This is a genomic window from Nocardia gamkensis NBRC 108242, from assembly GCF_001612985.1.
Lineage (GTDB): Bacteria > Actinomycetota > Actinomycetes > Mycobacteriales > Mycobacteriaceae > Nocardia > Nocardia gamkensis.
Map to the genome: position 1 here is coordinate 47731 of NZ_BDBM01000045.1, position 13663 is coordinate 61393.

Below are 13663 nucleotides of genomic sequence, written 5' to 3' on the forward strand. Positions count from 1 at the left end.
CCAGGTGCGGGGCCTCTGTCATCACTGGAAATCAGCCCGAATACCGGCCCGTCACGCTCAAAACGGTCACAAAAAGGGCATCGATTTCCGACATTCGGCGATGGCGCCGAGGATCTGGAAGAGCATGCGGCCTACCGCGGTGGAGGTGTCGACGCCCTGGTCCAGCACGACCAGGTCCACGCCACGGTCCTGCAGCGTCTTGGACAGTTCGATCAGACGCTCGAGGGAGCGGCCGAGCCGGTCGAGCTCGGTCACCACCAGCTGGTCGTTGGGCCCGTTGGCCACCAGCAGCGCTTTGCTCAACTCCGGTCGGGAGGCGAGCTTCCCGGAAGCCTTGTCGATGAAGAGTTGCTCGCAGCCGGCCGCAGTGAGCGCGTCGTGCTGCGCTTCGGGATGCTGATCGCGGGTGGAGACCCGCCCGTAGCCGCATGCGCGGGTAATGACCTGCGGGAACGGATTGACCCGCAAAGTGTCTCGCGAACCGTACTGCGTGTCGAACATCGCGCGCCGAGATCCCGTGGACTCGAACCAGCCGCTACCATCAGGCGAAGATCGACCTCGGAGGGAAAATTTCATGCTGGTGATCGTGGGCATCGTGGTGGCGGCCTTGATCATGATCGCGGTCTTGTCGCACAACGACAAGAAGCCGCGTATCGCTCAGGCAAATCCGAAGGACAGCGCGACCGCGGCAATCGCACTGATCGGGGTCGGCGGGTCGGTTGTCGCCACGTCCCGCGCGAAGTCGCGGAAGTCATGCGCTTCGTCCGCGTCTGGCAGTAACGCATTCAGGTTCCCCTCCTCGGCAAGTGGAATTCGGTCGAGTCTCATAAGTCGTTGGGGGGCAGCGATTTTTCCGGCCGAAACTCCCACATCGGCGCCTTCGCCGCTCATCGTCCGCAGGATCAAAGCTATTCGCTTCACCACCCCGGCCGTCATATTGATGATGACGCCAGTCCTGCTGACCGGATGTGGCTATTTCGAACAAGGACGCGACCAGGCCGAGCGTGACAGCTGGTCACGCAAGATCGAGACTGCCATCCGGGCCCTTCCGGGGGTGACCGACGCGTCACACCGGTTCGAGCACTACAAGGGCAGACACTTCAACGCCAAACTCGACGTGCGGCTCAGGGACGACGCCACACCGGCCGAGGCCGCCTCTGTGGTGAGTGCCATGGGTGCTCAACAGCTTCCGCGCCGTTTCCAGGGCGACCCGACAGAGGTCACCATCGACCGGATGGCGGACTCCTATTCCGCATACTGGCTTTTCGGCCGTGACGTGAGCACTGAAGCGAACGCCGCAGACAACTGGGCGCGACTATGGGCCGCCGGCACCGAAGTGCACTGGTCCTCGAGAGGCGGCGACGCGAGCCGCATAACCAACGCCATCGACGTCCGAGCGGGCTCCGAGAGCGAACCTCACCGCGCCACCGCGGCGATGCGCCGAATCATCCGGGACTTCCCCGAACTGGCATCCAACCAGTGGACCGTATCCACCGTTCACGAGTGGGACCGCGGGTTGACCAATCACTCGGAACGAAGTCCCGGGTCGTATCCATGGCCCCACGATCGCCTCATCCCCCACCAAGAGCCCACCCCCCGCTTCCCGTCCAATGACGAACTCGAGCTGTGGCAGTGGTTCCTGACCGATCAACCCATCCCGTTCTTCGTTCGAGTGTCGGTCTACGACCCGCCCTCCGAAGGTCGCACACTGGGCGTCACCGTATTCCCTCCCGTGGGTACGGAATTCAGCGCCGCGCAGACCACACAACTCGCCGATCGGCATCTTCCCTACCTGGCTGGCTCCGGGGCGGTGGTCGACTACACGATCCACACACCTAACGGCTCCGCCTACTCCACGGGCCCCTTTTTCGAGGTCGTGGTCGGCGGCTGCCAGACACCCGGGTACAACGTCTTACCGGAGTCGCAGCCCTACGTGCGTCAGTACGAACGTTGCTGATCCGCGTCCCACAACCGCCGTGTTGAGAGGGTGGGTGACGGCGGCGTGGTGCGGTGCAGGTAGCTCGAATTCCTGTCATCGGCATGAGCGGACGTTCTGCGCCGCACCAGATTCCGGGCGTAGCCGCCCTTTGAAGGTGCGACAACACCGCCATCTACCGCTACGAGTCACGGCGTCGGTCCAGGGGGCGAGTGTCGGGTCTCCACCGCCGAGCAGCGCGCCGACCACCAACGCGACGCCCTCATCCGCGCCGGCGTGCACGAGCGCGACGTCCACATAGACATCGCCTCCGGCGCGAAAGCCTCCCGGCCACATCACCGCAGCTAGAATTACGACGGTTGCCTGGTTGGGAAGGTGGCATTGGGCATAAACGGCACTGTGCGGAACTGGGATCCCGAGCAGGGGTGGGGAGTGATCGATTCCGAGGAGACTCCTGGCGGTTGCTGGACATCGTGGACAGTGATTCCCGGCGAAGGCTGGCGGTACTTGACTGCTGGGCAATCAGTGAATTTCGAGTGGCAGCGGGCCGACCAGGATGGGTTCGGTTTCCGCGCCACCCGAGTGTGGGATGTCGAAATCGGGACCGCGTCCAGGACAGCGGCGACTCGTCCGGGCTCGGCAACGTCCCAGGCTTGGGATATCGGTGCAGACGGAACTGTCACCGAGGTCGGAGAGGGCCGGTAAGACATAGCACCGGTCAGCGGCGCGCGACTGCTGACGCAACCCCTGTTCCGCCGGGAAGACCCAAATATTGCGGGCCTCTCGCGGCGGAACAGGGGCCGGATCGCTGCACTGCTACGGAGTCGGAGTCGGCGGGCGCTTGATTTCGTACCAGAACTGGTTCTGGACCAGGGTGATGCCTTGGCTGTTGTTAGGGAACTTGCATACCAGCGGCTTTTTGTGGCGCCGCGCTCTTCGAGGCACTTCACGAAGCGGATCTTCGTCGGGTCGACGTCCTTCGCGGCCGATGAGTGGCGCGAACCGGCGCCCATGGTTACGTAGTTGTCCGACGCACGCAGGGGGCACGCTCAGCGTTTCGGGTCGGTGCCGCGTGCTTCGGTGCCTGCCTGGTCGCCTTGGCCGAACTTCTCTGCCCCATGACTGGCACAAGCTATGACGTGGTGCTGGGTTTGTCAGGCGCTGCGCAGCCGAATTCTTCGGGTCGCGTCGAGATGTCGGTCGACGGTGAACTGTGCGGTGGTGCCGACGACGGGGGGCGTGCCGGACCAGGACAGGACGGACCAGAGGCCATCGAATGTGACGAAGTATTCGCGGTTGCTGGGGAAGACGTCGGTGATCTCGCCGGTGACTGCGGAGCCGACGGGGTGGCGGTTCTTGGCGGCACACCATTCGGACTCGCTCATGACGGGAAACGTAGTCGAGCTCGATCGGAAGGCGGGATCGAGAGGCCAGAGGCGAACCTGGCCGCGTGTGTGCTGGAGGACCTCGAACTCGGTGACTGTGCTGACAGCCGGCCATTGGTCGGCGGAAAACGGCAGATTCAGGATGTCGACGAATCCGGTGGGTGGATGGCCCAAGTCGACGAACAGTCCGACGACGCCGGGTCGCGGGACCAGCGTGACCACTCCGGTCACATAGTCGCCGATCGGATAAAGGCTGTGAGCGGCGTTGAGTTCCTCTTCGAGTTGGGGGTCGGGTTCGATCATCGTTGGACTATTTCAACGATCACCTCTGCCGGTTGTCAATGGTCAGGACTGGGTGGGAGATCAGTCCCGACCATTTCCCACGGTGCATTCGTGGGGCAGGTGCGATTCCCACCCAGGGTGGGGCAACACACCGTTGCCACGGTGTTCATCGCTGAGCGCGTAGAAGCCGTAGGTTCCTGGATCGGGGTGCAGCCGCATCGGTTGCCGGGAATCCTGGAGCACTACGATTCCGTCCGCGGCCGAAGGGCCTTTGCGGGCCACTTCTCACACCGGTTCTGAGTTGTTGCTTGTCGGTCCTTTGACCCGCGCTCGACGCCGGAGACGCGGCGGCCGAAGCGATCATGCCGCTACTGTTCACCTCCCGGCCGTTCGATCTGAGCGCTCCGTCGAATCTGAACCTGCTCGCGGGACTGCTCCGCGACAAGATCATTCCCTGGATGCGGTACGGGCCCACGGCGAACGTCGAATCGCTGTCCGTCACCGGCGTATCGGCGGCGCAACCGACGACCGATGAGCAGGTCGATCAAGTCCTCCACATATTGCGCACGATCGGAGCGGTGCGATGAGTCGTGGCATGTGGGCATCGCTGCTCAGCATCGCGGCGGTGGTGATCGCCGGGAAGGGCTACCTGATGGCCGAGGTCGCGCAAGTGGATCTGTTCGGCAAGCACACCACGGTGACCATGGTGATCCACCGCTCGGCCGGACTGGCTGTGGGCTCCCCGGTGCTGCTGCGCGGGGTGGAAGTCGGCAGGGTCGCCGGCATCGACTACGCGAAGCGCGGCGTCGAGGTAGGTCTGGAATTCCGCGGTGAACCAGAGATACCGGTGGATAGCGCGGTGCGCGTCGAAAGTTTGTTAGAACAGCGAGGGGGCGCAGACGACCCTGACCTACACGGTGACGAACGATGAGAATGCCGGGTGGTAGATCGTCGACGTCGGAGGATTGGACGGCGCGATGCCGACGGCCAAGTAGACCTGGTGCGTGCTCGGCATACGTCTCCGGCGGCTGCTGCTCAGTGGTGGCGTGCGGCCGCCGATAACGCGAAGACCACTGCCACCGCGGATTCCGCCAGTTTTTCGCGGCCGACCGCGAGTCGGCCGTCGGCCCAATCGAGATAGAGCGAGACCAGCGCTCCGCTCAGGGCGGTCGCGGCTACGGCCAGGTCTTCCTCATTCGCCGGCATCAGCTCGTCGGCGTCGGTGCCGAGCACCGGGATGACCATTCGCAGAAATGCGGTCACCCGGTCGGCGCTGTGGCGGCGAAGGGTGTCGTCGCCCAGTGGTTCGCGCAGCAGGATCCGGGCGCGGCGGGGATCTTCCTCGAAATAGGCGGCGCAGGCCTCGAATACGGCACGTATCGCCGCGGGCAGGCCCGCCGCGATGTCCACCTGTTGTATCCGCTCGATCAGCCCGGCTTCGACTCGGTCGTACACCGCGAGGATCAGATCCTCCCGGGAGTCGAATGTCTCGTAGAAGTAGCGCGGGCTCAAGTTCGCCTCGCGTACGACTGCCCGCATCGTCACCGCGGCGACCCCGCCGTTGCCGAGCAGTTCCTCGCCCACCGTCAGCATCTGCTCCCGCCGGTCGATGGATCGATCCTGCAGAGTCTGACCGCGCCACAATTTCGGAGAGCTCATACCGGTGATATTCCCACCACGTCTCCATCACGCGAGTGAGGCATCAGGACAAGGAGCGCGTATTCCAGCAAAGTCGTCACCCTTTCTCGGCGCCCGGAAGGCGGCCGAACCGCTCCGGTGAACAATTGACATCATATGATTCTAGATGAATCATTTGATTCAGCTTGGGGTGTTGCCCAACCGAGGGGCCCCGATCGATCGAGTACCGAGGGAGTCGGCATGTTCGACGAAGAAGAGTTCCAGAAGGCGCTGGCCCGGCCGCGGTTGTCGCGCCCGGTGCCCGAGTTCCTGGAGTCCAACCGCGCGGTGCCGATCCGGGCGATCCCGGAGGCGGAACTGCAGGCGAGTACGAAGCAGTGGTTCGAGTCGTTCGCCGAGAAACTGGACTACCTGAGCAAGCAGCACGACACCGACCTGTCGTGGGTGATGACGTGGGCGAAGAAATACTGGTGGAGCTTCCTCGTCCGCGACATGAGCATCAACGACGAGCTGTACACCCAGGACGTCCGCTACACCGATGTGACGACCTTCGGCCGCACCATCGTCGGGATCGATGAATTCGTGAAGTACAACTTCGCGTTCTTCGACGCCATCCCGGACTGGCGCTACGACCCGCTGCCCGATCAGGTCTACATCGACGTGAAGCCCGACGGCACGGTCCGCACGGTGATCCGATACATCGGCAGCGGCCACTGGTCCGGCCCGCTTCGCCTGTTCCCCTACGACGAGACCGCGCCGACAATCTACGGCACCGGACGTTTCATCCAAGCCCCCGCCGTGGACCGATACCATTTCAACAAAGACGGTCTGATGGAAGAGGGGGAGACCCTCTACGACTTCCTCGACGGCGTGCAGCGCGCGGGCATCCTCCCGCGCGATGACAGCTGGCCGTTCCGCGCTCTCATGGCGGCCTCGAAGATTCCGGCGATCACCAACAAGGTCACAGCGAGGATCCGCAAGCAGCCCTGACATCCGAACCGACCGGCGCCCCGGACGATGCAGGTCCACCGTCCGGGGCGCCCAACCGCCAGTGACGTCAGCACAGCCGTCGGCGGGACGAACTCAGGGCTGAATCGGCGGAGGCCGCGAGCGGCTCATCGATCTCGGCCGATAGTCTCGGCGCACGGGAACGCGGACACCGGATCGAGCCTGAAAACCAGTTGATACCAGGGTCTTCGGGATGGAAGCGTGAGGACCATGAACCGGGTCCTGGACAGTGCGGCGGTCGAGCGTTTCGTGACCGATGGTTTCGTAAAGATCGAGGGGGCTTTCGATCGGGAGACCGGGAAGCGGTGTGCGGGGGAACTGTGGGAGCAGATCGGGCTGCGCGCTGATGATCCGTCATCGTGGACGGAGTCGTTGATCTGGGTGTCGGGAATGAGTTCGCCGCCGTTCACCGCGGTTGCCGGGACGGATGTGCTGGTGTCGGCCTACGACGCGTTGGTGGGGCCGGGACGCTGGCGGCCGCGGCTGGGTATGGGTACGTTTCCGCTACGGTTTCCCAGCAGCGAACCGCCGCAGGCGGCGGGGTGGCATGTCGAGGCGTCGTTCGCCGGGGACGACGGTGGGCTGCGGCTCAGCTTGCGCTCACGCGGGCGCGCGCTGCTGATGTTGTTCCTGTTCTCCGATGTCGGGGTGGACGATGCACCCACGCTGATCCGGGTCGGATCGCATCTGGCGGTGCCGCCCTTCCTCGCCGACGCTGGACCGGAGGGGCGTGCGTGGGTGGACGTCTGCGCCGATGTCGTGTTCGCCACCGAGGACCATTCTGTGGTCGCGGCAACGGGACGGATCGGCGATGTCTTCCTGTGCCATCCGTTTCTCGTGCACACCGCGCAGGCACACCGCGGCCGGGTGCCGAGGTTCATGGCGCAGCCGCCGCTGGAGCCGACCGGTGAGCTCGAACTGGATGGGGACCGGTTGACGCCGGTGGCCGAAGCGGTGCGGCGGGGGCTGGCCTCGGTCTTGAAACCTTGAATCCGGTCGGATGCTCGATCGGCAGGTGACCTCAACAGCGGGATACCGAGGGGCGGTCCGCAACAGGCAGGGGCGCAAGCGGGCCAGGACGCCGTCGAGGAAGCATGCGTGCCCCCGGGGAGTCGGTCCGGATCACACCGGTGGGATCTTCGGCAGCAGCGGCGCGGGGCAGCAGGCCAGGCACGCTCCGGCCCCGGCCCCGGCGAAGGGTGCAGAACGCACCGGGTACGTCGCTGGGCACGGCGAGCGGAGCACGCCGATCGCCCACGATGACCGGCCGTCCATAGCGATCCGCCGGGTCTTCTCGGCGTTGTAGCCGACTGCGTGCACGTACGGCGCGAGCCAGATGGGTGGCCCACCAGCTGTCGAGGGGTACTCCTTTCGCCTTGGCCGAACTTCTCTGCACTTTGCAAGTTGAACCGAGAAGTTCACTCCAACTACTGGTGTTTCCGGGGTGGGGAGGCGCATCGACATCCACACGCGGGTATCCGTCCTGCCTCACAGGGAGGGCCGCGTGCAGTTCATCCTGCGCTATGCGGAATTATGGGATGTCGGCACCGAGTGCGGGTGGGGTTAGGTCGTGGGTGTTTCGGTGCGACTGATTGCGCGGGGGATTCCGAGGGCGGACAGTTTGTCGGGGTTGCGGATTCCGTAACCGTTGATGATCCTGTCGTCGGCGATATCGAATACGAGAAGGGCTTCCAGTTTGTCGCCGATATAGCATGCGAGTGCCGGTTGGCTGTTGCAGTTCACTGTCTCGATTCGAACCTGCGGTCGCCGCTGCGCGTACCGGAAGACCGCCATGAGAATCGCGCCCACCCGCTCGGCGCCGAGGATCACCAGTTCCGGCAGCGCGGTCACCTTGCCGCCGCTGTCGGTGGTCCAGGTGATATCCGGCGCGAGCATCGACAGCAAGCCTTCCATGTCTCCGGTGGTCGCAGCGGTGATGAAGCGTTCGGTGACCGCGGCGGTTCGGGCGGTGTCGACGGGGCCGTACCGCTTGCGCCGGGCTTGCACGTGGTTGCGGGCTCGGCGGGCCGTCTGACAAACGGTGTCGATGGATTTGCCTGTCGCGGAGGCAATCTCGTCGTAATCGAAGCCGAAGACCTCGCGCAGCACGAAGACCGCCCGCTCGATGGGGGTGAGCGTTTCCAACACCACCAGCATCCCCATCGAGACCGATTCGGTGAGCACCACGTCGCTCGAGGCATCGCCGTCGGCGAGCAGCAGCGGCTCGGGCAACCACGGACCGACGTACTCCTCGCGGCGGCTGGCACCGGCCCGCAACGTATTCAAGGCCTGCCGGGTAACTAGTTGGGCCAGATACACCTCGACAGCGCGGGTGCGACCTGGGTGTGAAATGCCCGGTCGCGGGGAAAGGACGGTTATCGCCGCTCGAGCGGGCTCAGCTGTGGACGCCACAGGTGGATTTCGCACATGCGGTGAAGGCCCCATCCCGCCAGGAGCATGCCGCTGATTTCCTCGGCAATTCGTTCGTCGGTCCATCCGCGCAGCCGGCGGGTCTCCAGGAAACGAGAGGATGAGACAGCCACCGTCCGCAAGAGGTATGCCTCGAATGCGGTCGGTTCGTCGACCGCCTGAGGATTTTGATGTGATAGCACTCCATCTCCCCATATCGACAATATGGCCTCGCGTGGGGACCGAGAAGCGAACCCACCGGCCGGTGTCAGCTGCCGGTGAGTTCGGTGGCTCGTTCGGCGATGGCGGTGCCGAATTCTGTGGTGGTGCTGGTGCCGCCTAGGTCTGGGGTGCGGATGGTGGCCTCGGCCAAGACCTCGCAGACCGCGCGGTCGATCGCGGTGGCCGCGTCGTGCTCGCCCAGTTGCTCCAGCATCATCGCAGCGGCCAGGATTTGGGCTACGGGGTTGGCGATGCCCTGGCCCGCGATGTCTGGGGCGCTGCCGTGGACGGCCTCGAACATCGAGGGCGCGCCGCCCGTCGGGTTGATGTTCCCGGACGGAGCGAGGCCGAGTCCTCCGGTGACGGCGGCGGCGAGGTCGGAGAGGATGTCGCCGAACAGGTTCGAGCCGACGATCACGTCGAGGCGGTCGGGGTGCAGCACGACCTCGGCGGCCAGGGCGTCGACGTGCATCTGCCGGGCTTGCACGTCGGGGTACTCGGTGGCGATGCGGTCGAAGATGCTGTCCCAGTACGGCATCGAGTGGATGAGCCCGTTGGACTTGGTGGCCGAGCACAGCCGGCCGTGGCGTTCGCGGGCGCGCTCGAAGGCGTAACGGATGATGCGCTCACAGCCGACCCGAGTGAACACCGACTCCTGCAAGACGAACTCCTCGGGCCGCCCCAGATTGTGGATGCCGCCGATTTCGGAATACTCGCCCTCGGAATTCTCTCGCACGATGAGGATGTCGAGGTCCTCGGTGGTGCGGTCGCGCAGCGCGGATTCGGTACCGGGCAGCAGCCGCACCGGACGCAGATTCACGTACTGCCCGAAGGCCCGGCGCAGCGGAATCAGCAGGCCCCACAGCGAAATATGGTCCGGCACTCCCGGAAAGCCCACGGCGCCGAGCAGAATCGCGTCGAAGGCGGCGAGCTGCTCGAGCCCATCCGCGGGCATCATCGCCCCGGTACGCAGGTACTGCTCACAGGACCAATCGAATTCGGTCCACTCGATACCGGGCAGAACGGCATCGACCGCCTTGACCGCCTCGACAGTCACATCGACACCGATACCGTCGCCGGGGATCGTCGCAATGCGGTAGGTACTCACCTGTTACTCCCTCGAAATTGGTTTGTCGCTACAAGTCTCTCGGCCGTCGACCGCCGTGCACGGTCGCTCTCGCCGCGTCATTCCGGCGTGCTCTTGGCCGGAATCCATCGTGGATCCCCGCAGCGCCGGTGTGGATCGATCCCAGGCCGAAAGCGTGCTGGGATGACGAGGCAAGGCGGGCGGGACGACAGGCCCGGCGTGCCGGGATGGCAGCTTGCCGTGCGGCACGACCTCACATCTGCACGCCGATGTACTTGGTTTCGAGGAATTCGTCGATGCCGGTGAGCCCGCCTTCGCGGCCGAGCCCGGATTCCTTGACACCGCCGAACGGCGCGGCGGGGTTCGACACCACGCCCTGGTTCAGCCCGACCATGCCGCTGTCCAGCGCCTCACACACTCGCAGTCCGCGGCGCAGTCCCTCGGTGTAGACGTAACCGACGAGACCGTAAGGGGTGTCGTTGGCGCGGGTGACGACCTCGTCCTCGGTATCGAAGGGAGTCAGGCTCGCGACGGGGCCGAAGATCTCGGTGCGGCACATCTGCGCATCGTCGGGAACATCGACGAGAACCGTTGCGGGATAGAAGTTCCCGGGCCCCTCGAGCGCCTCACCGCCAAGCAACACACGCGCCCCGCGAGCCCGGGCATCGGCCACCAGCTCGGTCACCTTCGCCACGGCGGCGCCGTCGATCAGCGGCCCGACCACCACCCCGGGCTCGGTCCCACGTCCCATCGGCAGGTCCGCCAGCCGCGCGGCCAGCCGCTCCCCGAACTCGTCGATGACGTTGCGGTGCACGAAGATCCGGTTCGCGGCCGTACATGCCTGCCCGATGTTGCGCATCTTCGCCGCCAGCGCGCCCTCCACCGCCGCATCGAGATCGGCATCGTCGAACACGATGAACGGCGCGTTGCCACCCAGCTCCATCGAGGTGCGCATGACCGTCTGCGCGCACTGTTCGAGCAGCTTCTTGCCGACCGCCGTGGATCCGGTGAACGACAGCTTGCGGGAGCGTTCGTCGAGAATCATCGGCGTCATCACCGCGCCCGGGTCCGAGGTGGTGACCACGTTCACCACACCCGCGGGGACACCGGCCGCGTGCAGGATGCCGGCGATCGCGAGCGTGCACAGCGGCGTCTGCTCGGCGGGCTTGACCACACTGGTGCAGCCGGCGGCCAGCGCCGGGCCGATCTTGCGGGTGGCCATCGCCATCGGGAAGTTCCACGGCGTGATCAACAGGCTCGGCCCCACGGGCTGCCGGGACACCAGGAACCGCGACCCGCCCGCCGGCGCGGTCATGTAGCCGCCGTCCAGCCGCACCGCCTCCTCGGCGAACCAGCGGAAGAACTCCGCGGCGTAGACGACCTCGCCCCGCGCCTCGGCCAGCGGCTTGCCCATCTCCAGGGTCGCGATCAGCGCCAGGCGATCGGCCTCGTCGAGCAGCATCCGATGCGCGCGCATCAGGATGTCGCTGCGCTCGCGCGGCGGCGTGCGCGCCCAGTCGGCCTGCGCGGCCGCCGCGGCGTCCAGTGCGGCGAGACCGTCCTGCGGCCCGGCATCGGCGACCATGCGCAGCGTCCGGCCCGTGGCCGGATCGGTGACCGGCATGGTCGCCGCCGTCTCGCGCCACTGCCCGCCGATGTAGAGGCCGGTGGGCACGCTGTCGACGGCGGCCTGCTCGGCGGATGTGAGGGCGGCTTCGGTGAGCATGGCGATCGTTCCTCCCGGTCGGTCGAGGGCATTGCCCGACACTTCGGACCCATGCTATACAGATTGTCAACAATCCTACAATGACCGAGGAGGTGGTTGTGGATTGCGGCCAGCCAGGTACCGACGCCACGCTCCGGAAGGCGGATCACGATGACGGCACTGTCCCCCGTCCTCAAGCAGGCCACACCGATCACCGTCGACCACGGCGAGGGCTGTTACCTCTACGCCACCGACGGCCGCCGCTACCTCGACTTCACCGCCGGGATCGGTGTCACCAGCACCGGGCACTGCCACCCGCGCGTGGTCGAGGCCGCGCAGAAACAGATCGCCAGCGTCATCCACGCCCAGTACACGACCGTCCTGCACAAGCCCCTGCTGGCGCTGACCGAGCGCCTGGGCGACGTGCTGCCGGAGGGACTGGATTCGGTGTTCTTCGCCAATTCGGGCAGCGAGGCGATCGAGGCGGCGCTGCGGCTGGTCCGCCAGGCCACCGGCAGGCCGAATGTCGTGGTCTTCCACGGTGGCTTCCACGGCCGCACCGTCGCCGCCGCCACCATGACGACCTCGGGCACGCGGTTCTCCGCGGGCTTCAGCCCGCTGATGGCCGGTGTGCACGTCGCCCCGTTCCCGACCGCCTACCGGTACGGGTGGAGCGAGGAGCGGGCCACGGACTTCGCCCTGCGCGAGCTGGACTACCTGCTGACCACGCTCACCTCCCCCGCCGAGACCGCGGCGTTCTTCGTCGAGCCGGTACTGGGCGAGGGCGGGTACATCCCCGGCAACACCCGGTTCTTCCAGGGGCTGCGCGAGCGCGCGGACCGGCACGGCATTCTGCTGGTGTTCGACGAGATCCAGACCGGCTTCGGGCGCACCGGAAAGTTCTTCGGCCACCAGCACTTCGACGTCCGCCCGGACATCATCACCATCGCGAAGGGGCTGGCCAGCGGCTTCCCGCTGTCGGGCATCGCCGCCTCCCGCGAGCTGATGGAGAAGGCCTGGGCGGGCTCGCAGGGCGGCACCTACGGTGGTAACGCCGTGGCCTGCGCCGCGGCGCTGGCCACCCTCGATGTCATCGAATCCGAAGGGCTGGTGGACAACGCCGCCGAGCGCGGGCGGCAGCTGCTCACCGGTGCGCGCGAGCGCGCCACCAAGGCCGTCGGCGACGTGCGCGGCCTGGGCCTGCTGGTCGGCACCGAATTCACCACGCCGACCGGCGAACCCGACACCGCGACCGCGGCCACCGCCCAGCGGCTCGCGCACGAGAAGGGCCTGCTGCTGCTCACCTGCGGCGCCTACAGCAATGTGGTCCGGATGATTCCACCGCTGATCGTGACCGCCGACCAGGTCGATGATGCCCTCGGCATCTGGTCCACCGTGCTCGACGAACTGTAGGGAGACACCGATGGCCCGCTACGTCACCATCACCCTCACCAAGGCCGGGGTGCGCTGCCGCGCCCGGCTGCTGGAGGACGAGGCACCGCTCACCTGCGCGGCGGTATGGGATGCGCTGCCGCAGGAGGGCGACGCCTTCCATGCCAAGTACGCCCGCAACGAGGTGTACACGCTGGTGCCGCGCATCGTCGCGGCACCGCACCGCGAAAACCCGACCGTCACACCGATTCCCGGCGACGTGTGCCTGTTCGACTTCGAACCGTGGGAGATCGGCAACCCGGCCTACGGCTACGAGCCCGGGTCCGAAGCCCACCACGCCCAGGGCGCAACGGATCTCGCACTGTTCTACGGCCGCAACAATCTCCTGATCAACGGCGACCAGGGCTGGGTCCCCGGCAACGTCTTCGCCACCATCGAGGACGGCCTCGCCGATATCGCCGCGGCCTGCAACAGCCTGTGGCTGCGCGGAGTCGAAGGCGAAACCCTCGCCTTCGCACGGGAATCCGACTAGTCACTGCGGACGGATGGCGCAACCAGTGGGTGCGGCATCCGTCGTCTCTCGAGAGCGGTGAATCTTC

13 protein-coding genes and 1 pseudogene are annotated in these 13663 nt (G+C 66.1%); 8 read left to right on the forward strand and 6 right to left on the reverse strand.

The genetic code is table 11. From position 1 onward, the window contains the following. Positions 1-66: 66 nt before the first annotated feature. Positions 67-501 carry a recombinase family protein gene (locus tag NG1_RS27690; protein ID WP_084499240.1) on the reverse strand — a complete coding sequence of 145 codons (435 nt, stop codon included), beginning with the start codon at positions 499-501 and terminating at the stop codon, positions 67-69. Positions 502-574: 73 nt separating this feature from the next. On the opposite strand from NG1_RS27690, the gene NG1_RS27700 reads away from it, so the two are divergent. Continuing rightward, a complete protein-coding gene (locus tag NG1_RS27700) occupies positions 575-1957 on the forward strand; it encodes a hypothetical protein (RefSeq protein ID WP_157114264.1) in 1383 nt (460 codons plus the stop codon). A 204-nt stretch (positions 1958-2161) separates the two neighbouring features. Continuing rightward, a pseudogene (locus tag NG1_RS39110) lies at positions 2162-2284 on the forward strand (recombinase family protein); the annotation flags it as partial. A gap of 806 nt (positions 2285-3090) precedes the next feature. Here NG1_RS39110 and NG1_RS27705 read toward each other — a convergent pair. Beyond that, positions 3091-3624: a hypothetical protein gene (locus NG1_RS27705; protein WP_062975621.1), complete on the reverse strand. Its 534-nt coding sequence runs from the start codon at positions 3622-3624 to the stop codon at positions 3091-3093. A gap of 341 nt (positions 3625-3965) precedes the next feature. Here NG1_RS27705 and NG1_RS27710 point away from each other — a divergent pair, with 341 nt between their 5' ends. Beyond that, positions 3966-4190, forward strand: coding sequence for a hypothetical protein (locus NG1_RS27710; RefSeq protein ID WP_062975623.1), 225 nt, complete (start codon positions 3966-3968; stop codon positions 4188-4190). Beyond that, positions 4187-4534, forward strand: coding sequence for an MlaD family protein (locus NG1_RS27715; RefSeq protein WP_084499237.1), 348 nt, complete (start codon positions 4187-4189; stop codon positions 4532-4534). The genes NG1_RS27710 and NG1_RS27715 overlap by 4 nt, the downstream gene beginning before the upstream one ends. A 104-nt stretch (positions 4535-4638) precedes the next feature. Here the strand turns inward: NG1_RS27715 and NG1_RS27720 are convergent, their stop codons facing one another. Next, on the reverse strand, positions 4639-5262 hold the full coding sequence (locus NG1_RS27720; protein WP_062975627.1) for a TetR/AcrR family transcriptional regulator: 624 nt from the start codon (positions 5260-5262) through the stop codon (positions 4639-4641). 219 nt (positions 5263-5481) lie between these two features. Between NG1_RS27720 and NG1_RS27725 the strand changes: the two genes are divergently transcribed. Then, positions 5482-6231, forward strand: coding sequence for a nuclear transport factor 2 family protein (locus NG1_RS27725; protein ID WP_062975629.1), 750 nt, complete (start codon positions 5482-5484; stop codon positions 6229-6231). A gap of 228 nt (positions 6232-6459) precedes the next feature. Further along, entirely contained in the window at positions 6460-7239 is a 780-nt protein-coding gene (locus NG1_RS27730) for a phytanoyl-CoA dioxygenase family protein (RefSeq protein ID WP_062975631.1), read from the forward strand. Positions 7240-7812: 573 nt separating this feature from the next. Here the strand turns inward: NG1_RS27730 and NG1_RS27735 are convergent. The 3 genes from NG1_RS27735 to NG1_RS27745 all read right to left on the reverse strand — a co-directional run bounded on the left by NG1_RS27735 (position 7813) and on the right by NG1_RS27745 (position 11693). Beyond that, positions 7813-8412, reverse strand: coding sequence for a sigma factor-like helix-turn-helix DNA-binding protein (locus NG1_RS27735; protein ID WP_373686202.1), 600 nt, complete (start codon positions 8410-8412; stop codon positions 7813-7815). 514 nt (positions 8413-8926) lie between these two features. Continuing rightward, the gene (locus tag NG1_RS27740) at positions 8927-9988 is read right to left on the reverse strand and encodes a tartrate dehydrogenase (protein WP_062975635.1); all 1062 of its coding nucleotides are present in this window, start codon (positions 9986-9988) and stop codon (positions 8927-8929) included. A 232-nt stretch (positions 9989-10220) separates the two neighbouring features. Then, positions 10221-11693: an NAD-dependent succinate-semialdehyde dehydrogenase gene (locus tag NG1_RS27745; protein ID WP_062975657.1), complete on the reverse strand. Its 1473-nt coding sequence runs from the start codon at positions 11691-11693 to the stop codon at positions 10221-10223. A gap of 150 nt (positions 11694-11843) precedes the next feature. On the opposite strand from NG1_RS27745, the gene NG1_RS27750 reads away from it, so the two are divergent. Continuing rightward, positions 11844-13085, forward strand: a complete 1242-nt coding sequence (locus NG1_RS27750; protein ID WP_062975637.1) for an aspartate aminotransferase family protein — start codon at positions 11844-11846, stop codon at positions 13083-13085. Between the two features lie 10 nt (positions 13086-13095). Further along, positions 13096-13596: a DUF3830 family protein gene (locus NG1_RS27755; protein ID WP_062975639.1), complete on the forward strand. Its 501-nt coding sequence runs from the start codon at positions 13096-13098 to the stop codon at positions 13594-13596. The last annotated feature ends 67 nt before the right edge of the window (positions 13597-13663 follow it).